Genomic DNA, 19,152 nt, shown 5'->3' with positions numbered 1-19,152 from the left:
CATCCTGCGGACCGGCAGGGAGCTGTGCGGCCTCAAAACACGATCAGCGCGGCGTCGGGCCGGATGATGAGGGCCAGCTCCCGGCATCTGCCGACCCGCTCGCCGTCGAGCCACAGTCCGATCGGCTGATCGAACCGATGCTCCCAGCACTCCACACGCCGCACGGCGATCGCCGGATGCGGCAGGTGCGCGCCCGATCGCAGCCGCCGTCGGGCCAACGCCCGTTGGGTCACGCTGAGCGCCAGCTGATCAAGACCGGTGCTGACCACATGCAGCCGCCCATCGTTGGGATGGGCTGCGGGTGCCAATCGCCACACCCCCAGCGATTCAGCGCTCATAGCAGCCACGACGGGGCCGCGCCACCACGAGTTGCGCACGACGGCCCCGACACAGGCCCAGTGCGTTTCGCCGTCAGCCGTTACCTCGATGAGATCGATCGATGCTGTTCGCGCGTGCTCGGAACGCAGGCGAGCTGCACTTCCTGATGGTGCGCCCACCACACGCCATAGATCGCCGCCGACCACGCCGATCGGCGTCGCTGGCGCGTCACCAGTGCGTTGGCAGGTGATCAACCGGCGCAATTCGGCATTGCTGCTTGCGATCGGTGACCCTGCGGGCAGTGTCGCCGCAGATCCCCACGGCTGGTTGCGCCGGATGGTCACGACAGCCTGCGAATGCGTGTCACTGCCGGCGAGGACACGAAACCGTCTCCCGGCGCCCCGGTCACGGGCCCTCCCACCCGGCCGTCGGAGACTCGGGCCGCTGCGGCGACCACGCCGCGGTCGAGTGCCGAACACGCATCCGTTGCGGTGCGTCGCGTGGGCTGGGTGGGAGCTATGCCTGCGATCCGGTCGACGAGATCGATGAGCTGCCGTATCTGGCGGACGAAATCGCCGCCGGAGGGCATCTGGTCGCCTCCTGCATCGCCGCGCCACAGGTCGGCGTATGCCTCCCCGCCAGCCCAGGCATGGGCAACCCCGAAGAACGCGGCGTCGGGCGGGCGCGACGGCACCACGCTGTGCTGTCGCTCGGCGCTGTTGATCTGCGACGCCAGTTCGAACATGTGCGCTGATCGCTCACGGGAATCGTTGTCGGGATAGCGGGGCGCCGGCGGAGGCTGGCTGCTGCGATGTTCGTAGGTCAAGACCGACACCAAGCCTGCCAGTTGGGCGGGCGCCACGCCGTCGAAGACGCCATCGCGCAAGCACAGCACCGTCAGCAGGTCGCACTCATGAAAGACAGCCTTCAGGCAGTCGCCGGTCTCGGTCAGCTCCCAGCCGTCCGCGCAGCCGAAGACGTTCAGGATCTCGTTGATGGCATCGAGCTGACGGGCCAGCCCTCCCTTGGCGAGTTTGATCCGATCCTTCAGACGGCTCACCCGTGCTCCCATGCGCTCGGCGTGCCGTTCCGCATCGACGAGCGCCCGATCCGTGTGCCGGTCGGCGGGCCTGCCACGCCGGTGCCGACCCGAGCGCGACGATCTCCCGCTTGCCGATGCGTGCGACGGCGAGCGGCCGCGGCCCCCGCCCATCGACCGCAGCCGTGCCCGGGCCTCTCGCAGCGTCTTGCGTTCGACCTCGAGCTCCGCGGTCCACTGACCGACACGGCGATCGGCCCGCCACTGGGCGAACGACCGCTGCAACAGCTCGACGGCCTCGTCGTGCGTGCGGCCGGCGATGAGGTTGGCAACCATGTTGTACGTCGGCCGGAACGACGACTCCAACTCGAAGTCGCTGCTGGCGACCAGGCGGGCCGTCTCCTCGAAAGCCGTCTGCGGATGCCACAACGTGTACGCGTAGCCCGTCTCGTCGATGCCGCGGCGACCCGCACGACCCGTGAGCTGCGTGTACTCGCCCGGCGTCAGCAGTGAGAAACCCTCGCCCCGGAAGCGGCTGAGCTGGGAGATCACCACCGACCGGGCAGGCATGTTCACGCCCACCGCCAGCGTCTCCGTCGCGAACACCACCGCCAGCAGCCCGGCGGAGAAGCACTCCTCGATGGCCTCCTTGAAGGCCGGTATCAGGCCCGCGTGATGAGCCGCTACACCGGCCGTGAGCTGCTCCAGCCACCCGTCGTAGCCGAGCGCGTCAAGGTCGCTCCCTTCGAGATCCGCCGTGTGCGCCGCCGCGATCTGCCGTACGCGATGCTGCTGGGCGGCATCCAGAAAGGCCGCCCCCTCTTCGACGAGCATCCGGGCGGCGTCGTCGCAGCCCTGGCGGGAGAACACGAACACGATGGCGGGCAGCCGGGCGCTGGCAGCCAGATGCTCGACGATCTCCGAGCGGCGCGGTCGAGCCGGCCGCGCACCTGCCCGGCGATGCCGGCGCTGGCCGCCGGATCGGGACCGTGCCTGCTCGACCATCCGTTCGATCTCGGGATTCGGGCGGCCGTCGCGCAGCGTCGGCAGGTCCACCAAGCGGCGGCTGTGCCGCTCGTAGAACAGGAAGCGATCCTCCAGGGGCACCGGTCGCTGCGAGCACACCACCGCTGTGCAACCGCCTGCGGTGGCTTCGACCCATGATGCGAGCTCGTGAGCATTGCTGACCGTGGCCGACAGGCACACCAGGCGCATATGCGGTGGCGTGCTGATGATGACCTCTTCCCAGACCGCGCCCCGGTAGGGATCCTGCAGGTAGTGAACCTCGTCCAGCACGGCCATGCCGAACCCCGAGATGTGCGGCGAACCGGCGTACATCATGTTGCGCAGCACCTCGGTGGTCATGACCACCACGTCGGCATCGGGGCAGATGACGTTGTCGCCGGTGAGCAGGCCGACCCGTTCGGACCCCAGCCAGGAGCGCAGCTCACGCAGCTTCTGGTTCGACAGCGCCTTGGTGGGTGCGGTGTAGGCCACACGCTTGCCGGCTTCCAGGGTCGCCGCGATCCCGTACTCCGCAACGAGCGTCTTGCCCGACGAGGTCGGCGCAGCGACCAGCACCGAGTCGCCTCGATCCAGCGCGGCGAACGCTTCGGTCTGAAAGCCGTCTGGCGAGATGCCGCGCGCACTCAGGAGTTCCGCGAACAGCGGTGGTGCTGTCGGTTCGCTGTAGCTCACGACGTCGGGCCGGCTCGGGCGGCGCCTTGATCGCTGTCGGGCGACGACCGGCGGAATCGGCGCCGCAGCGGTGGCTCGCCGCTGCGGCGTCGAAGAAGCAGGTATCCCACCAGGATCGACAGCTCGTAGAACACGTACAGCGGCACCGACAGGGCCGCGAGCGTGATCGGGTCGCCCGACGGCGTGATGATCGCTGCGCCGGCCACGATGCCGACGATCGCATAGCGGCGGGCCCGATTCAGCTGCCGCGGTTCGACGATGCCGGCGAGCTGGGCGAAGATCAGCACGATCGGGAACTCGAACCCGATGCCGAAGGCCAGCATCATGAATGTCACCAGGCCGAGGTAGGAACCGGGCCCGAGCAGCGGGTCGACCGCGTCGCCGCTGACGGCGATCAGGAAGTCCAGCGCCCGTTCGAACGTGAAGTACGCCAGAACCGCACCGGCCGAGAACAGCACGAAGCCCGCAATCACGAATGGGATCGCCCACCGTTTCTCCCGGCGATCCAGCGCAGGCGTGATGAAGCGCCACAGGTGCCACAGCAGCACCGGCATAGCCAGCACCACGCCCAGGTACGCCGACACCTTGATCCGGGTGCGGAATCCCTCCAGCGGCGCGGTGATCACCAAACTGCACGGGCGGTCGATCTCCTGGGCCTCCAGCACATTGCAGTACGGCGGCAGGAATACCTCGCGCAGCAGCCAGTCATAGGCGATGAGCCCGACGACCATGCCGAGCCCGATGGCCACGATGCTCCAGATGAGTCGGTTCCGCAGCTCGGCGACGTGATCCCAGAAACCCATCACCGCCGGCCGGGGCCGACGGCGCCACCGGAGCCTCACGCAGAGCCGTCGCTGGTCGCGCCCTCGCCAGCCGGGCCGACATCGGGCTGGCGGTTCTGGGTGTCGTCACCCTCCGGCTCAGCCACCGGTACTTCAGCGTCGGTGCGGGCGGGCGGCGATGCGGGTTCGACTGTCGGCGGCGAGATCGTGGCATCCATTTCCTGGCGGACGGTGGTCGAGAAGTCGCGCACCTGCCGGAAGGCGCGACCGATGCCCCGGATGGCGCCCGGCAGCCGTTTGGGGCCGAGCACGATCAAGGCCACGAGCACGATGATCAGCACCTCGTTGGGCTGCAGGCTCACGGCTCGATGGTAGAACCCCGGCCCTGCGTGGCGGTTCTGCTCCGTCTACGCGCAGGCCGATCCGTATGCGGCGATCGTTGCCCCATCAGAAGGGCAGCACCCGGCGAGCGGCCCACCGCACCGCCATGCCGAGCACCCGCTCGGCAGTGGCCTGGCGCAGCGACGGCACGTCGAGGCTGTCGATGGCAGCGCGCGCTCGCATGACGTCGGCGCGCACTGCCGCTGCGGCGTCTGCGATGGACGCCAAGCTTTGCGCTGTCGCCCGCAGCTCCATCGCCAGCCGCCGGATCAAGACGATGCTGACCGCGGCGAGCACGCCAAAGGCAACGATGGGCAGCAGCCATATCGCCGGCACAAGTGGCACGATAGAGGTGTGCCCCCTCAGCCATTGCCGTCACTGCGCACGCCTCCGATCGCGTTCGCGCACCGCGGCGGGCGAGCGCACGGTGCCGACAATGCCCTCGACACGTTCGCCCTGGCCCTGGACATGGGAGCAACCGGCCTCGAGACCGACATCTGGCTGAGCCAGGACGGTCACCCCATGCTCGACCATGACGGCGTCATCTGGCACCGCGGCGTCCGGCGTCCCTTCAGCTCGGTGAGGCGCGAGCGAATCGGTGCCGACATTCCCACGCTCGTGGACATGTACCAGGCGTGCGGCACCGACTTCGAGCTGTCGGTCGATCTCAAAGACCCTGCCGCGGCAGACGCTGTGATCGCTGCCGCCCGCGCCGTCAGTGCCGAGGACCGCCTCTGGCTGTGCCACGGCGACTGGGATGTCCTGGTCGACCTGCGCGGGCGGACTTGTGCCCACGTCGTCGATTCGACTCGTGTGCGGCGCATGAAGGAGGGCCCGGAGCGTCGAGCTGCCGCTATGGCCACCGCCGGTATCGATGCGGTCAACCTTCCGGCCAAGGACTGGACAGGAGGCCTCGCGGCCCTCTTCCACCGATTCGAGCGTCTGTGCTTCGGCTGGGACGTGCAGCACACCCGCCTGGCGACTGCGCTGCGGGACATGGGCCTCGACGGCTTGTATGGCGATCACGTCGACCGCCTGCTTGCAGGCCTCCAATCATCGAAGACACCGGACTGCTCAGCCCCTGCGGGCGATATCTGCGAAACACAGCCCGCCTGAGAGGCTGAGCCGATAGGCGAAGCCGTGGCCCGAGCGGCCCGTGAGCGCAGCGAACATGAGCGGGAAGCAACAGGTGCGACAGCGAGAAGGCTCACCTGTCCGCGCGGCCTTTGAGGTTGATCGGTACCGAACACAGCGCTCGAGAGCTACAAGCCGCCGAGTCGCGTCGGCGGCCAGAAGCGCGCAAATGCCCTGCCGACGATCTCGCTTTCCGGGATGGCGCCGAAGACACGGCTGTCCTGGCTTGAGCGACGGTTGTCCCCCATGACGAACACGTATCCGGCGGGCACCAGCACCGGGCCGAAGTCGCGCGTGTACACGTCTGCGGAGAGGTAATGCTCATCCACAGGCGACCCGTCGATGATGAGCCGGCCGTTCACTGCTTCCACCTGCTGGCCACCGACGGCAACGACTCGCTTGATGAGCTCTGCCGTCTGCGCCGGCTGCATCGAGGACGGGGTCCGGAACACCACGACGTCACCGGGTTCGGGATCCCCGATGCGGTAGCTGAGCTTCGAGACCAGCAATCGGTCCCCGATCTCGAGTACCGGTTCCATCGACTCGGACGGGATGTAGAAGGCGGCGATGAGAAACGTCCGCATCAGCAGCGCGAGCGTCACCGCTGCCAGCAGCACCCAGACCCACGACAGCAGGCCGCGCGTGCGCCGGCTCATGGCCCGTCGGATACGCGGCGGCCGTGCGCGCTCAAGCCCGCTGCCCTCAGGATCCGGGTCGATCGGTTCGCCGAGATGCTCCGCTGGCCTATTGGGGTCCGGACCGCTGGGCTCGGGCTCAGCAGGCCCCGGCTCAGTCGGCTCAGGGGGCAGACTCACGATTCTGCCGCCAGCCACGCCGCCGCCGCGCCAAGCCATCGGCAAGCCTGGCTGTCACGTTCCAGCGGGCGACCCATCGAAGTGACCTGCAGGTTCATCCGAACCAGCGCATCGGCCACGCCGACCGGCTCCTCCCAGACCGCCCGCTCGCCCAGCGAGGTGATCCAACCGGCATCGCCGGGCGCTGCAGCCGCACCGGCGGGCACCGGTACGACCGTGCGCCGCGGCGACAGCGCCACCACTGTCCGGGTGTGATGGCTGACACCTCGGTGGCGTTCCCGGTTGTCGTCCGATGACGCCCGCGCAGCCAGAGCCGTCGCTGCGCCGAGGCCATCCAGCACGGCGGCGTGGCCGGCCAGGTCCAACCCCGAGAAACCGAGCGGGCTCGCTGTGCCGAGATGTCCGGGCCCAGACGACACGATCACCCGGTTGATGCGCCGCGATGCGAGTGCTGCGACGCCTCCCGCAACCGTGACCGCTTCCATGGGCGCGCCGAATGCCTGCCCGGCGCTGACAGCGGTCGCGATCGCGCCTTTCTCCAAACACGCAGCAGCGAGATCGCTGAGCACAAACGGGAGAGCACCCCCGTCAGTCATGACATAGCCCGGTGCCTCGCCGGTCACATCATGGGTCGCAGCGGCCAGCGCCAGCGCGTGGCTGTGCAGTACGCACAGGACCACCCGGACCCCTGCCAACGACGGCAGTTCGCCGAGGTTCTCATCGTCGCCTGAGCGTGGGCCAGCTTCCTCATGCGCATCGACCGGAAGCTGCTCTGCCAGGTAGCGAGCCTTCATGACACGTCCCGCGCTCGGAGCACCCCCATGCGGCGAACTGAGATTGGTATGCACCACGTGGGCTCCGCCGGTGCCCAAGCCCAGTTCGACTGCCGTGACGTTCACGAGCAGTTCGTCGCCGGCCTCGATCAGGCCGCACAGATCGGTCAGCGCATATGCCGTGCTTCCATCGTGCAGGGTCATGCGCTGCAGGCCCGGCCGGACATCACGCACCTCGGTGGCTCGCAGGCGCGCGAAGCGCGGCATCCGCTGCCTTCAGCCAGCCGGGAGCCGGCGCAAACGGACCGCCGTGCGCCTCACAGCGACTCGATCAGCTTGTCGACACGCTCGTCGTGAGAACGGAATGGGTCCTTGCACAAGACGGTCCGCTGAGCCTGGTCGTTGAGCTTCAGATGCACCCAGTCCACGGTGTAGTCGCGGCGCCGAGCCTTGGCCTCACGTACGAATGCCCCACGCAGCCGGGCTCTCGTCGTCTGGGGCGCTTCCTCGGTCGCCCGACGCACATCGGCGTCATCGAGGATTCGCTCGACCAAGCCGCGCCGCTGCATCACATAGAAGACGCCTCGCGTCGAATGTACGTGGTGGTACTGCAGATCCAGCAGTGCAATGTGCGGGTCGTCGAAGCCGACCTCGGCGCGGTCGGCGTAGCTGGTGAGCAGCTTGTGCTTGATGACCCAGTCCACCTCGCGGTCGAGCTGCAGCGGGTCGTCGCCGATCGCGGTCATGGCGTACTCCCACATCTGCAGCGCACGTGATTCCTCCGCGGTGAGGTCGTTCGTCTCGGCAAAGCGCAGGGCCCGTTCCAAGTACTCCGACTGGATGTCGAAGGCGCTCACCTCACGTCCGTTGGCCAAGCGCACCTTGCGTCTGCAGGTGATGTCGTGGCTGATCTCGCGGATCGCCCGGATCGGATTCTCCAGCGTCATGTCCCGCAGCACCACGGCGGGATCCTCGAGCATGCGCAGCATGAGCGCAGCCGAGCCGATCTTGAGAAACGATGTGTACTCGCTCATGTTCGAGTCGCCGACGATGACGTGCAGGCGCCTGAAGCGCTCTGCATCGGCGTGTGGCTCGTCGCGGGTGTTGATGATCGGCCGGCTGCGGGTGGTCGCGCTCGACACGCTCTCCCAGATGTGCTCCGCTCGCTGGGTGATGCAATACCGGGCGCCCTTGGCCGTGTTGAGCACCTTGCCTGCGCCGGCGTAGATCTGCCTGGTCACCAGGAACGGGATCAGCACCTCGGCGTAGTTCGAGAAGTCGTCGGCACGGCTGGTCAGGTAGTTCTCGTGGCACCCGTAGCTGTTGCCGGCCGAGTCGGTGTTGTTCTTGAACAGAAAGATCGTGCCGTTGAACGCCTCCTCCGCCAGTCGCTCGGTGGCGCTGGCGACGAGCTGTTCGAGGATCCGCTCGCCCGCACGGTCGTGACACACCACGTCATAGACGGAATCGCATTCCGGCGTGGCGTACTCGGGATGGCTGCCGACATCGAGGTACAGGCGCGCCCCGTTCGCCAGGAACACGTTGCTGGAACGCCCCCACGACACCACCCGGCGGAACAGGTAGCGCGCCACCTCGTCGGGGCTGAGGCGCCGTTGCCCTCGCAGCGTGCACGTGACGCCGTACTCGTTCTCGACACCCATGATGCGCCGCTGCACGGCGCTCACCGTAGTTCCGATCTAGGAATCTTCCTGATCGGAGCTTTCGTCGGGCTGATCTGCGCTGTCGCCCAGAGCGGCTGCCACCTCTTCGTCGGGAAGACGCCGGAAGCACCGGCGACGATGGGTTGCCTCCTCGAAGTTCGACTCGAGCAAGGCCACCTCGAGATCCGGTGCAGCGATCTCACGCTCGGGCCCAGCGAGCGCCGCACGAGCCAGCTGGATGGCAGCGGCGGCGTCGAGTTCAGGGTCGTAGCCTTCGGCCACCCGCTCACGGACCGCGTCGGCATCGCCCCCGATGCAGCAGTAGGCCTCTTCGTCCATGACGGTCCCGTCGTACTGGATCCGGTAGAGCTGGTTGACCTCGTCGCCGATCCCCACCTCCACCACCACGATCTCGACCTCGAGCGGCTTGAGCTCATGGGTGAAGAACTGTCCAAGCATCTGCGCGTACTGGTTGGCGAGACTGCGAGCTTCCACGTCTGAACGTGAGTACTGGTAGCCCTTCAGCTCAGCGTGGCGGACACCAGCGATGCGCAGCTGGTCGAACTCGATGTAGCGGCCGACACCGCCGAAGGCGATCCGGTCGTAGATCTCCGACACCTTGCGCAGGGTCGCGCTGGCGTTCTCTGCTACCAGGGCGATGCCGCCGCCGTATTCCAGCGTTACCAGCGAGCGTCCCCGGGCGATTCCCTTGCGGGCGTAGTCAGCCCGGTCTTGCATGAGCTGTTCGGGACTGACGTACATCCCGGGCATGCTCATGGCAGCACCTCGCTGCGGCTGCCTCCGGCGGGACTGGGATCGCCGCCGGCCGAATCGAATCGGGCCGCTCCTCCGCTCCCGCCGCCGGAGAGCTCGGCGGCCAGATCAGCGAATACTGCTCCTGACTCGGTGTCGCTGAGCTGACGGAAGCCCTCGCTCCCGATGGCCGCCAACACCGGGTAGATGCCGCGCACGGGATCGGGACCGCCGGTGGCGCTGTCCTCGTCGGCGGCGTGCCACAACGCCTGCACGCTGAGCGTCAGTGCCTCCGGCTCGCCCATGTCGTCGCGGAAGCCGAGCTTCAGGACCGTTCCCGCGTGCAGGCTGCCCGAGCCGGCCGTGGCGTAGTCCTGCTCCTCGTAGCGGCCGCCGGTCACGTCGTACTGGAAGAGCCTGCCTCGCCCGTCGGTGGGGTCGAATCCGGCGAAGATCGGCACCACCGGGAGGCCGCGCATCGCCTGGGGCAGGTGTGCTCGCAGCATCTCGGCCAGCTGGTTCGCCTTGCCCTCCAGGCTCAGCGGCTTGCCTTCGATCTTCTCGTAGTACTCGAGCTGCAGCTGGAAGAGGCGAACCATCTGCACGGCAGGGCCTGCAGCCCCGGCGATGGCGACCGCCGAATAGGAATCGGCAGGGAAGACCTTGCGCATGTCGCGGTGACTGATGAGGTTCCCGCTGGTGGCCCGCCGGTCTCCGGCCACGACCACCCCATCGGAGCTGCGCACAGCCAGCACGGTGGTGGCGTGAGAGCCCTCGAGGGCGCCGAAACCTCCCTCAGCGGCGGGAGCCTGCGCGAGCCCGGCAAATGGCTCACTGCCCGTACGCCGCAGCAGTTCCAGGAAGCTCGCCCCCGGATCGTCCCCTGGGGCGAAGAAGGGCATGGGGGTCACTCGCCGCCCTTCTGCACGTAGTTCTTCACGAACTCCTCGGCATTGGTCTCGAGCACATCGTCGATCTCGTCGAGCAGGTCGTCGAGCTCCGCCTTCAATTCGGTCGCGCCTTCAGACGAAGTGTCCTGCGGTGCGGGACTCTCGGTCTCCCTCGGAGCCGACCGTCGCATCTGCTCGCGTTCTGCCATCTCGGGCCTCCTCCGGTGTCGATTGCTTGGGTCTCGAATGCGTGAGAGTTCCGATTGCCGCCTGCGTTCGAAGCCGAACTTGGCGGCTAATTGCCCAGCCGGCGCAGCAACTCGGCTGCGTCCCGGCACTCGTCCAACAAGCTACCCACGTGCGCGCGGGTTCCTCGCAGCGGTTCGAGCATCGGCACGCGCCGCAGCGGATCGGTGCCGATGTCGAACACCATCGAGTCCCAGTTGGCGGCCACGATCTCGTCTCCGAACTTGTCGAGACAGCGGCCCCGGAAGTACGCACGTGTTGTCGGCGGCGGTACCGACACCGCCTCGTCCACCTCATCGTCAGTCGTGATCCGTTCAAGACCGACACGTCGGGCCAGCGACTTCGACGGCCGCAGGTCGTGATACTGCAGGTCCAAGGCGGCGAGCTTCGGATCATCCCAGTCAAGGCCGTGCCGCTCGGCGAAAGCCTCGTACAGGCGCAGCTTGGCAACCCAGTCCAACTGCGTCGCGAGGCTCATCGGATCCGACTCCAGCATGGCAAGGACAGCCTCCCAGCGATCCAGGATGTCATTGCCGATGTCGTCGCCGCCGACGGGATCCAGACCATGGCTCTGCGCATACTTGCGGGCCAACTCCAGATACTCCCATTGGACCTCGAGGGCTCGCATGCGACGGCCGTCGACCATTTCGATCAACCCCGACAGAGCAGTGTCGAAGCTCACTTGGCGCAGCGCCGCGACCGGCACGAGAGGCGTCAAGGGCTCGGGCACGAAGTCGTCGTCGATCATCGCCAGCACCAGCGAGGTCGTGCCCAGCTTGAGATAGGTCTGAAGCTCGCTCATGTTGGCGTCGCCGATGATGACGTGCAGGCGCCGGTACTTGCGCGTGTCGGCGTGCGGCTCGTCGCGGGTATTGACAATGGGTCGCTTGAGCGTGGTCTCGAGCCCGACTTCCTCCTCGAAGAAATCGGCGCGCTGGCTGATCTGGAACGGCCGGTCCCCGAACGGTGCCGGAGAGCGGTCATCCATCGGAACCTCGATGCCCAGCTTGCCGGCGCCGCAGAAGATCTGGCGGGTCACGAAGAACGGCAGGATGTGCGTCACCACCCGGCCAAAGGGCACATCGCGGTCGAGCAGGTAGTTCTCGTGACAGCCGTAGCTGTTGCCCTTGCCGTCGCTGTTGTTCTTGTGGATGACCAACTCTTCGTCGTCCGGCAAGAGGTTGTTGGCAGCCTGCATGGACCGGATCAGGATCTCCTCCGCTGCCCGGTCGTAGACGACGCACTGGCGTGCGTCCGAGCACTCCGGAGTCGACAGCTCGGGATGCGCGTGGTCGACGTAATAGCGGGCGCCGTTGGTCAGCACGGCGTTGACCAGGTGCGTTTCGATCTCAGGCGCCAGCGCGTCGAACTCGTTGAAGCCCCTCGCATCAGCGCCAGGCTGCTCGTCTTCGAAATCCCAGCTGACGCGCTGGCACAAGAAGCCGTTGACGTAGGCATTGATGATCATCGACGACGCAGCCACGGGATTGGAGTCGCCGGTGCAGCGATGGATGATGCCGAACTCAGTCTCGATGCCAACGACCTTGTGAACCGCCACCGCGCGAGACCCTAGCTCTCAAGCCTGCGAACCCCGCAGAGCAGCACCTGGCACCGGTGGAGGGCGCAGTGCTCTACAGGTACTGGCTGGTCTGGACTCGTTCGATGGCTCGGCCGCCCAGCGCGTCGCTCTCGTCGGGATCGACGAGCGTCCGGATGAACACGATCCGCTCGCCCTTCTTGCCGGAGATCTTCGCCCAGTCATCGGGATTCGTCGTGTTGGGCAGGTCTTCGTGCTCACGGAACTCTTGGCGGATCGAGCCCATGAGGTCGTCCAACCGGATGCCGTTGCTGCCGGTGGCAAGCGACCGCTTGATGGCGTTCTTCTTGGACCGGCGCACGATGTTCTCGATCATCGCCCCCGACGCGAAGTCCTTGAAGTACATGACTTCCTTGTCGCCGTTCTGGTAGGTGACCTCGAGGAAGCGGTTGAGGTCATCGGGGCGGTACATCTCGTCGACGGTCCGCTCGATCATGATCCGGACTGCCTTGTGGGGATCGCCGCCGCCCAAGTCGGCAACTTCCATCGGGTCGATCGGCAGCGTCGGCGTGAGGTATGTGCTGAAGATCGACAGCGCCGCCTGCTCGTCTGGCCGGTTGATCTTGATCTTCACATCGAGGCGGCCAGGACGCAGGATTGCCGGGTCGATGAGATCCTCCCGGTTCGAGGCGCCGATCACGATCACATTGCGCAGACCCTCGACGCCGTCGATCTCGGCCAGCAGCTGCGGCACGACTGTCGACTCCATGTCGGAGCTGATACCGCTGCCACGCGTGCGGAACAGCGACTCCATCTCGTCGAAGAACACGATCACCGGCCAGCCTTCGGAAGCTTTCTCCCTGGCCCGCTCGAAGATGCGACGGATCTGGCGCTCGGTTTCGCCCACGTACTTGTTGAGCAGCTCAGGACCCTTGATGTTGATGAAGAAGCTGCGTGCGCCCTGCTGTCCGGAGACTTCCCCCACCTTGGCCGCCAGCGAGTTGGCGACCGCCTTCGCTATCAGCGTCTTGCCGCATCCGGGCGGTCCGTAGAGCAGGATGCCCTTCGGTGCCGGCAGGTCGTAAGTGCGGAACAGGTCCTGGTGGAGGTACGGCAGCTCCACCGCATCGGTGATGAGCTCGATCTGGGTATCCAGCCCGCCGATGTCTTCGTAGGTGACGTCCGGCACTTCTTCGAGCAGCAGATCGTCCACCTCGGGCCGCGGCAGGCGCTCGAGCACGATGTTGGAGCGCACATCGAGCAGCAGGTTGTCGCCTGACCGCAGCGGCTCGTCCCGCAAGTCGCCGGCTAGCTCCACGATGCGTTCCTCGTCGGCGCGGCCCGTGACCAGCGCTCGGAAACCGTCGGCGAGCACCTCGTTCAGCGTCACCACCTCGCCGGACGTCTCAGGCCCGCGAGCCAGCACGATGTTGTACGACTCGTTCAGCACCACCTCGCTGCCTTCGACCAGCTCGGTCTCGGCCAGGTCGGGGTGCAGAGCGACGCGCATCTTGCGCCCGCTGGCGTGCACATCCGCTGTGCCGTCGTCGTTGCGGGACAGGAACGTGCCGTAGGCCGACGGTGGCTGGGTCAGCTTGTCGACCTCTTCGCGCAGGGCCGCGATGTGCTCTCGCGCCTCGCGAAGCGTGTAGGTCAGCTTCTCGTTCTGCGACACCGCGGCCGACAGCTGGCCCTTCGCCTCCAGCAGGCGTTCTTCGAGCGTGCTGACCCGCGCTGGCGTGTCGGCCAGCTTGCGCCGGAGCAGCGCGACCTCTTCCTCGAGCGTGCGCATGCGACTGCGGAGCACGCCCGCATCGGTTGCGCTGGTGCGCTGGGTCTCCTCGTCGCCCTGGTCCATGCGCGGCCGACACTACTCTGACGCTGCTGGCAAGACGCGACGCGCAGCACGGTTACCAGCGCTGCCGCCGGGGAGTGCCATTGGGTGCCGTGCAGGACGCGCGCCGACTCGGTAGATTTCATAGTTGGCTCCGTTCCCCCTTCGGGCCGTCCCAGAGGAAGGGTCGTTACACGATGAAGGTCTGGATCGATCAGGATCTGTGTACCGGTGACGGGCTCTGCGAAGAGATCGCGCCCGATGTCTTCACGCTTCTCGACGACGGGCTTGCCTACGTGAAGGAAGGCGACAAGGTCTTCGCTGAACCGGGCGGTGTCGAAGGTCTTGCAGAGTTTCCCGACTCGCAGCTCGACGCAGTGATCGAGTCCGCAGAGGAATGCCCCGGGGAGTGCATCTTCATCGAGGCGTAAGCCGAGATGAAGCGACAAGCACAGATCGAAGCGTGAGCTTCGGTGAAGCGACAAGCACAGATCAAGGCGTAAGCCTCAGCGCAGCGCGCACGCTCCGTTCGGCACCCGGCGCAGCTTCGCAGGCTGCGCCCTCACCAGCGTGCGACCCAGATAATCGATCCGGGCATCGACCCCCGACGAGGCGAGGAAACCCAACAGCTCTTCGCGGCTGAGCGCGAACCCGATATCTGATGGGCCGCTCGTGGTAGCGAAGGCAACGCCGACAACGCTTCCCTGCGGGTCAACGAGCGGCGCGCCCGACTGTCCGGCGCGCACATTGACGGCGAGCACGTATACCCGTCGCCGCATTCCGTCACCCCAAAGCCCGCTTGCGCTCACGTAGTGTTCGATACGGGCAGGTGACGCCTCGAGTGCGGAGCCTTCGGGGTAGCCCAGTACTGCCGCCACCCCTCCCAGCCGTGCACGTTCAATGCTCAGCGGAGACACCGCGGCATCGGTTCTGAGCAAGGCGAGATCGCGTTCTTCTGAGTATCCGACCACTTCCACCGGATGTGCCGCAGCCGTGACGGCGCCGCTTGAGGACACATCGACCTCGACCTTCGAGGCCCCTGCGATGACGTGGGCCGCCCCCACCAGCAACCCCGGCGCAACGGCGAACGCCGTGCCATTCGATACGGCTCCGCAGCCGATCGCTCGCAACGGCATCACACCTCGAGTGGCCTCGGCGAGGACATCATCATCGAGCGCGGGCGCCGCCGGAGGCGCACCCAGCCACAACGGACCGTCGGTGCCTTCGATGAAGGACACAGGTTCGGGAGGCGCACCTGCTCGTCCGGCATCATCCGGGTCGGGCGCGCACGCCGCTGACGCGCCAGCCAATGCCACCGCACAGAGCACCAACCGCATCGGTGCTGTGACCCGACGTTGCGGTCGCGACTGGTGCCCGCAGGCCGAGCCGCTGAGTGAGGCCCAGGCTCCTGTCACGCCTCGGTCAATCGGGCGTGCGTGAGAAAGCCGGTGTGGGCGACCATGCGGTGATCGGGTCGCACGGATGCCCCCTTGACGTGCCAGCTCCGGTGCATGACCTCGATGGTCTCGATGAGCGCCCACGGTCCGTCGTCCAGCGTCCGACGCAGCTGCTGCACCTGCGTCACTGACGGGTTGTACGCCACCAGGATCCCTCCGCGCCGCATCCGTTCGGGCAAGTGCACCGCGACACGCCAAGGCTCGGGGATGTCGAGTACGGCTCGGTCGTACCAGTGCTCGGAGGAAGCCGTCGCTCCGGCAGCCCCCTTCCCGGCATCGCACTGCGATGGAGTGATGTGCGGCGGATCGACCGAATCGTAGGCATCGCGGAGCTGAACGTCATAGCGAGCCAGCGCCTCGGCGCCGGCAATGCTCTCGACGTTCTGGACAGCTCGCTCAGCAAAGTCCTCCCGCAGCTCGTAGCCGGTGACACAGGCGCCGCAGCGGAGCAGCGTCGCCGACAGGGCACCTGAGCCCACACCGGTTTCGAAGACCGTCATTCCGGCTCGAATGTCAGCCAGCATCCAGATCGCACCGAGATCCTTGGGATAGATCACTTGCGCTCCGCGCGGCATCTTCAGCACCTGATCAGCGAGCGTCGGGCGCAGCGCCACGAAGCGGGCACCCGATCCGCTGCGGAACTCCGAGCCTTCGGGCGTGCCGATGATCTGGTCGTGCGGCACGACGCCAGCATGAGTGTGAAACTCGCCGCCAGCGCGCAGTGCCACGAGATACCGACGCTGCCGACTGTCGACCATCAGCACCGGCTCGCCTGGTTGCAGCTCTCCGGGTTGCAGCTCTCCGGGCTGAAGCTCGCCGTCCTCCAGTTCGTCAGGTTGCTTCACGCCACCTCCGCCGCCGAACTGCCGCCGTCGCCATCCGGTGGCACGTGACGGATCATGATCTGCTCGCCCGGTGCCAACTCGCCGCGATAGACCACTTCGCGCTCGCGCTTGGACCATCGAACAAACAACCGCAACCCGCTTGCCATGATCGCCGCAGCCAGCCATACCCCGTTTCCGGCCCGCGCCCGTCGCCACAGCGCATCGGTGGCTCGGGCCGGCATGCGCCTCAGCCTCTGCGCCATGGGGGTCAGCCCCTTACACCCGGACGATTTCGACAAGCGTGCTGCGTCGACGGCCCCTGCGACGGCCGAACAGGAATGCCGCCAACACGAGGCCGGTACCGACGGCGGCAGCTACTGCCACAGCGGCGCTGGACACCTGCTCGGCTGCGTCACCCGCACCGCCGATGAGCTGCCGCACGCGATCAGAGATGTCCGATGGTGTGATGCGCTCGTCATCTGTGCTCGATCCCGCCCCGATGCCCCTGTTGCTGTCAGCCATCGTCATCCCCTGCCGCATTGTCATCGGCCCGCCGTGCGATCGGATCCGGCGCAGCGGAATCGGTGCGTTTCGGCCGGATAGCGCGGATCAGCAGCGCAATCGCCAGCAGCAGGAAGGCCGCTCCAGCTACATGGGGAACGAATGACCAGTTCGCATTGAAGAGCTCCGTTTCGGCCTGCAGGATGCGCACCACCCCCAAAGCCCCGAAAACCAATCCCAGGCTCACCCCGATGCCGCCGATGAGCCCGAACAGCACATACCTGCCCAGCCCGCGCAGCGGGCCCACCGTCTCTTGGACGACGTAGGACCGCAGCATGCCGGCCAATTCGGAAATCTCGGCTCGCAGTCCGGAGTCTCGTCGAGGCACAGTCACGGCGACGCTACCGTTCGCCCAGCAGTTCTTCCACGCCGTCGAGGATCTCCCCGATGACATGCACCCGGCTGGCGGGGTCCGGAGCGCACAGCAGGCTGTGACGGTCGAACGGGCCGGCGGGCACGAGGGACGCGAGCCGGAACGACCACGCTGATGCCTCAGCGGGCGCTGCTGCGAGCAGCGCGAGCTGATCGTCGATGGCAGCCGACTCGGCCGCAGTCACTCCGAGCGCTCCGATCTCAGATGCCCGAGCGCGCAGACGGCGCAGTCGTGCCACGACCGCCGTGCGCTCGTGGGCGGGCACGTCCGCAGGATCGTCGGGCCAATCGCAGGCCAGCGCCCGGGGATAGGGGTCGTCGACCAGCCACTCGACGATCCTGATCCGCCGATCGCCAGTGGCCAGCATCACCCAGCGTCCGTCAGGCAATTCCTGGTACTGGGCAATGGCGGCCAGGCAACCCACATCGGCGCGCACATCGCCGCCGCCGACCTCGCTGCCGCGCTCGATCATCACGACGCCGAATGGGTCATCGTGACTGGTGCACCGTCGCGCGAGTGCCCGGTACCGAGGCTCAAAGATGTGCAACGGAAGCACGGCGCCAGGCAGCAGCGGCGACCCGAGAGGGAACATGGGCCGAATCTCAGGCGGGGGCACGGGTCAATCCTCGCAGGGCGACGGCGTCACCCACGGGGTACCGCAGAAGCTGCCCGGCCAATGACTCCTGCAGTTCCAGGCCGAGGCGGCCCTCGGGCGGAACGCCGTTCAGCATCTGCGCGAACGTCACCGTCCCGCTGTCGGTCTCAACGAACCCGGCGAGAGCGTTCACACCGGTGAGCAGCCCGGTCTTGGCATGCAGCCGACCGGCTGCGGGATGTTCGGCGAACCGGTGTGACAGCGTCCCCGTGCGTGCCGCCACCGGCAACCCCGCCGCGAAGGCACCCTCGGTGCCGAAATGATCCAGCAGCGCGGCGAGGAAGCTGCACGTGACCATGTTCTGGCGATCCAGCCCCGAACCGTCCACTACTGCGGGCCGGGACTGGTCGGGCAGCAGATCCGACACGATCCGCTCGGCAGCTGCCGCGCCGGCCGGCGTGGAGCCCTCGCCGGCACTCCGCAGACCGATCTCGCGCAGCATCATCTCCGCAGTGGTGTTGTCGCTCTCACGCAGCATCTGCTGGATGATCTCTACCAGCGGGGGCGAGGTGAGGCGAGCAATCTCGCTCATGCCGCTCGGCGCCGTTGACACGTCAATCTCCACGTCCACCGCAACGCCTCGGACACGCAGCAGATCTGCCAACGTGGACACGAACCAGCGCGCCGGGTGCTCGGCTGCGGACAGCGTTGTCGTGAAGCCCGTGATGCCGTCGTTCAAGTTCAGGGCCGACAGCGGGCCGCTGTTGAGCTGCGTGATGTACCGCTGCGGCCACGTCTCGGGAAATCGCGTCGTGTCATAGCGAGACTCATCGGCAATCAGCTTGCCCCGCAGCGTCTTGATGCCGAGCCCGAGGAGGTCATCAGCGAGGCGTTCCATGGGGGTGCGCAGCTGTGGCTGGCGCCGGTGAGAATCTGCGTAGGACTGCGTCATGATCAGCGGATCACCGCCGCCGACGACCCAGACGGTGCCGTCGAGGACGCCGTCGACGATCTCCGCATCGGTCAGCACCTGGGTGACCAGCCGCTCATCGGCGTCGACCACGGCTAACGCTGCCGCGGCAGTGATGAGCTTCTGCACCGATGCGGGTATCACCGGATCGGGGTTGCTGGAGAACACTTCGACGCCATCGATCCAGACAGCGAGGCAGTGCGGTTCCGGCCAATCGGAACTGAACGCGGTCATCTCGTTGCCGATGTGGTGCTGTTGTGCCGCTCGCCACAGCGCGTCGGGAGCGCGCTCGGCCCGGAGCAGTGGCAGCATCAGTGTCTCTGATTCGGTGCCACCGGGGCCGTCCAGCACAGGCTCATCCAGTGTGGAGGCCAAGACGGGAGTACGGAGCGAGGCCGCGTGCGTCGCTGCATCATCGGCTGAGGAGTTCATGCGCACGGCCGCCACGGTGGGCAGCAGGCCAGCCGCTGCTGTCAACAGCACCAGCACGGCCGTGCGCAGCGGTCTCACG

22 protein-coding genes are annotated in these 19,152 nt (G+C 67.0%); 2 read left to right on the top strand and 20 right to left on the bottom strand.

The genetic code is table 11. The features are described 5' to 3' along the window. Positions 1 to 32 precede the first annotated feature (32 nt). The 5 genes from ACOGI5_RS12390 to ACOGI5_RS12370 all read right to left on the bottom strand — a co-directional run bounded on the left by ACOGI5_RS12390 (position 33) and on the right by ACOGI5_RS12370 (position 4,563). A complete protein-coding gene (locus tag ACOGI5_RS12390) occupies positions 33 to 662 on the bottom strand; it encodes a hypothetical protein (protein ID WP_419864716.1) in 630 nt (209 codons plus the stop codon). Further along, complete coding sequence (locus ACOGI5_RS12385) at positions 659 to 3,055, bottom strand: DEAD/DEAH box helicase (protein ID WP_419864715.1); 2,397 nt, start codon at positions 3,053 to 3,055, stop codon at positions 659 to 661. The genes ACOGI5_RS12390 and ACOGI5_RS12385 overlap by 4 nt, the downstream gene beginning before the upstream one ends. Further along, the gene (tatC, locus tag ACOGI5_RS12380; protein ID WP_419864714.1) at positions 3,052 to 3,897 is read right to left on the bottom strand and encodes a twin-arginine translocase subunit TatC; all 846 of its coding nucleotides are present in this window, start codon (positions 3,895 to 3,897) and stop codon (positions 3,052 to 3,054) included. The genes ACOGI5_RS12385 and tatC overlap by 4 nt, the downstream gene beginning before the upstream one ends. Next, positions 3,894 to 4,199: a Sec-independent protein translocase subunit TatA/TatB gene (locus tag ACOGI5_RS12375; RefSeq protein WP_419864713.1), complete on the bottom strand. Its 306-nt coding sequence runs from the start codon at positions 4,197 to 4,199 to the stop codon at positions 3,894 to 3,896. The genes tatC and ACOGI5_RS12375 overlap by 4 nt, the downstream gene beginning before the upstream one ends. Positions 4,200 to 4,284: 85 nt before the next feature. Beyond that, complete coding sequence (locus tag ACOGI5_RS12370) at positions 4,285 to 4,563, bottom strand: hypothetical protein (protein ID WP_419864712.1); 279 nt, start codon at positions 4,561 to 4,563, stop codon at positions 4,285 to 4,287. A gap of 9 nt (positions 4,564 to 4,572) precedes the next feature. Between ACOGI5_RS12370 and ACOGI5_RS12365 the strand changes: the two genes are divergently transcribed. Next, positions 4,573 to 5,334, top strand: a complete 762-nt coding sequence (locus ACOGI5_RS12365) for a glycerophosphodiester phosphodiesterase (RefSeq protein WP_419864711.1) — start codon at positions 4,573 to 4,575, stop codon at positions 5,332 to 5,334. A gap of 146 nt (positions 5,335 to 5,480) precedes the next feature. Here ACOGI5_RS12365 and lepB read toward each other — a convergent pair whose 3' ends face one another. From lepB to arc, 8 genes are all read right to left on the bottom strand, one after another. Next, the gene (lepB, locus tag ACOGI5_RS12360) at positions 5,481 to 6,008 is read right to left on the bottom strand and encodes a signal peptidase I (RefSeq protein WP_419864710.1); all 528 of its coding nucleotides are present in this window, start codon (positions 6,006 to 6,008) and stop codon (positions 5,481 to 5,483) included. Between the two features lie 155 nt (positions 6,009 to 6,163). Beyond that, the gene (locus ACOGI5_RS12355) at positions 6,164 to 7,207 is read right to left on the bottom strand and encodes a DUF3866 family protein (RefSeq protein WP_419864709.1); all 1,044 of its coding nucleotides are present in this window, start codon (positions 7,205 to 7,207) and stop codon (positions 6,164 to 6,166) included. A gap of 50 nt (positions 7,208 to 7,257) precedes the next feature. Further along, complete coding sequence (gene pafA, locus ACOGI5_RS12350) at positions 7,258 to 8,616, bottom strand: Pup--protein ligase (protein ID WP_419864708.1); 1,359 nt, start codon at positions 8,614 to 8,616, stop codon at positions 7,258 to 7,260. 21 nt (positions 8,617 to 8,637) lie between these two features. Continuing rightward, the gene (gene prcA / locus ACOGI5_RS12345) at positions 8,638 to 9,378 is read right to left on the bottom strand and encodes a proteasome subunit alpha (RefSeq protein ID WP_419864707.1); all 741 of its coding nucleotides are present in this window, start codon (positions 9,376 to 9,378) and stop codon (positions 8,638 to 8,640) included. Continuing rightward, on the bottom strand, positions 9,375 to 10,256 hold the full coding sequence (gene prcB, locus ACOGI5_RS12340) for a proteasome subunit beta (RefSeq protein WP_419865484.1): 882 nt from the start codon (positions 10,254 to 10,256) through the stop codon (positions 9,375 to 9,377). The genes prcA and prcB overlap by 4 nt, the downstream gene beginning before the upstream one ends. Before the next feature lie 5 nt (positions 10,257 to 10,261). Further along, positions 10,262 to 10,453, bottom strand: coding sequence for a ubiquitin-like protein Pup (locus tag ACOGI5_RS12335; RefSeq protein WP_419853425.1), 192 nt, complete (start codon positions 10,451 to 10,453; stop codon positions 10,262 to 10,264). An 86-nt stretch (positions 10,454 to 10,539) separates the two neighbouring features. Next, a complete protein-coding gene (dop, locus tag ACOGI5_RS12330; RefSeq protein WP_419864706.1) occupies positions 10,540 to 12,048 on the bottom strand; it encodes a depupylase/deamidase Dop in 1,509 nt (502 codons plus the stop codon). A 73-nt stretch (positions 12,049 to 12,121) separates the two neighbouring features. After that, positions 12,122 to 13,885, bottom strand: coding sequence for a proteasome ATPase (gene arc / locus ACOGI5_RS12325; RefSeq protein ID WP_419864705.1), 1,764 nt, complete (start codon positions 13,883 to 13,885; stop codon positions 12,122 to 12,124). 173 nt (positions 13,886 to 14,058) lie between these two features. On the opposite strand from arc, the gene ACOGI5_RS12320 reads away from it, so the two are divergent. After that, on the top strand, positions 14,059 to 14,292 hold the full coding sequence (locus ACOGI5_RS12320) for a ferredoxin (RefSeq protein ID WP_323671282.1): 234 nt from the start codon (positions 14,059 to 14,061) through the stop codon (positions 14,290 to 14,292). Positions 14,293 to 14,367: 75 nt separating this feature from the next. Here ACOGI5_RS12320 and ACOGI5_RS12315 read toward each other — a convergent pair whose 3' ends face one another. From ACOGI5_RS12315 to dacB, 7 genes are all read right to left on the bottom strand, one after another. Further along, entirely contained in the window at positions 14,368 to 15,099 is a 732-nt protein-coding gene (locus ACOGI5_RS12315; RefSeq protein ID WP_419864704.1) for a S1 family peptidase, read from the bottom strand. A gap of 173 nt (positions 15,100 to 15,272) precedes the next feature. Further along, on the bottom strand, positions 15,273 to 16,163 hold the full coding sequence (locus ACOGI5_RS12310; protein WP_419864703.1) for a tRNA (adenine-N1)-methyltransferase: 891 nt from the start codon (positions 16,161 to 16,163) through the stop codon (positions 15,273 to 15,275). Continuing rightward, the gene (locus tag ACOGI5_RS12305) at positions 16,160 to 16,384 is read right to left on the bottom strand and encodes a hypothetical protein (RefSeq protein WP_419864702.1); all 225 of its coding nucleotides are present in this window, start codon (positions 16,382 to 16,384) and stop codon (positions 16,160 to 16,162) included. Before ACOGI5_RS12305 ends, ACOGI5_RS12310 begins: the two co-directional genes overlap by 4 nt. Before the next feature lie 34 nt (positions 16,385 to 16,418). Then, the gene (locus tag ACOGI5_RS12300; RefSeq protein ID WP_419864701.1) at positions 16,419 to 16,664 is read right to left on the bottom strand and encodes a hypothetical protein; all 246 of its coding nucleotides are present in this window, start codon (positions 16,662 to 16,664) and stop codon (positions 16,419 to 16,421) included. Further along, positions 16,657 to 17,037, bottom strand: coding sequence for a hypothetical protein (locus ACOGI5_RS12295; RefSeq protein ID WP_419864700.1), 381 nt, complete (start codon positions 17,035 to 17,037; stop codon positions 16,657 to 16,659). Before ACOGI5_RS12295 ends, ACOGI5_RS12300 begins: the two co-directional genes overlap by 8 nt. Before the next feature lie 7 nt (positions 17,038 to 17,044). Continuing rightward, entirely contained in the window at positions 17,045 to 17,668 is a 624-nt protein-coding gene (locus tag ACOGI5_RS12290; protein ID WP_419864699.1) for an LON peptidase substrate-binding domain-containing protein, read from the bottom strand. A gap of 10 nt (positions 17,669 to 17,678) precedes the next feature. Then, positions 17,679 to 19,151 carry a D-alanyl-D-alanine carboxypeptidase/D-alanyl-D-alanine-endopeptidase gene (gene dacB / locus ACOGI5_RS12285; RefSeq protein ID WP_419864698.1) on the bottom strand — a complete coding sequence of 491 codons (1,473 nt, stop codon included), beginning with the start codon at positions 19,149 to 19,151 and terminating at the stop codon, positions 17,679 to 17,681. Position 19,152: the final 1 nt, after the last annotated feature.

The sequence above is a fragment of the Candidatus Poriferisodalis sp. genome (assembly GCF_965208925.1).
Lineage (GTDB): Bacteria > Actinomycetota > Acidimicrobiia > Acidimicrobiales > Poriferisodalaceae > Poriferisodalis.
The sequence above is the reverse complement of the archived record's forward strand: the minus strand, read 5'-3'. Positions and strand labels throughout refer to the sequence as shown.

Excerpts from the sequence above, each read along its gene's own strand:
- arc (WP_419864705.1), bottom strand. The coding sequence starts at position 13,885 with ATGGACCAGGGCGACGAGGAGACCCAGCGCACCAGCGCAACCGATGCG.
- ACOGI5_RS12335 (WP_419853425.1), bottom strand. The coding sequence starts at position 10,453 with ATGGCAGAACGCGAGCAGATGCGACGGTCGGCTCCGAGGGAGACCGAG.
- prcA (WP_419864707.1), bottom strand. The coding sequence starts at position 9,378 with ATGAGCATGCCCGGGATGTACGTCAGTCCCGAACAGCTCATGCAAGAC.
- ACOGI5_RS12300 (WP_419864701.1), bottom strand. The coding sequence starts at position 16,664 with ATGGCTGACAGCAACAGGGGCATCGGGGCGGGATCGAGCACAGATGAC.
- ACOGI5_RS12320 (WP_323671282.1), top strand. The coding sequence starts at position 14,059 with ATGAAGGTCTGGATCGATCAGGATCTGTGTACCGGTGACGGGCTCTGC.
- lepB (WP_419864710.1), bottom strand. The coding sequence starts at position 6,008 with ATGAGCCGGCGCACGCGCGGCCTGCTGTCGTGGGTCTGGGTGCTGCTG.
- ACOGI5_RS12355 (WP_419864709.1), bottom strand. The coding sequence starts at position 7,207 with ATGCCGCGCTTCGCGCGCCTGCGAGCCACCGAGGTGCGTGATGTCCGG.
- prcB (WP_419865484.1), bottom strand. The coding sequence starts at position 10,256 with ATGCCCTTCTTCGCCCCAGGGGACGATCCGGGGGCGAGCTTCCTGGAA.
- ACOGI5_RS12305 (WP_419864702.1), bottom strand. The coding sequence starts at position 16,384 with ATGCCGGCCCGAGCCACCGATGCGCTGTGGCGACGGGCGCGGGCCGGA.
- ACOGI5_RS12290 (WP_419864699.1), bottom strand. The coding sequence starts at position 17,668 with ATGTTCCCTCTCGGGTCGCCGCTGCTGCCTGGCGCCGTGCTTCCGTTG.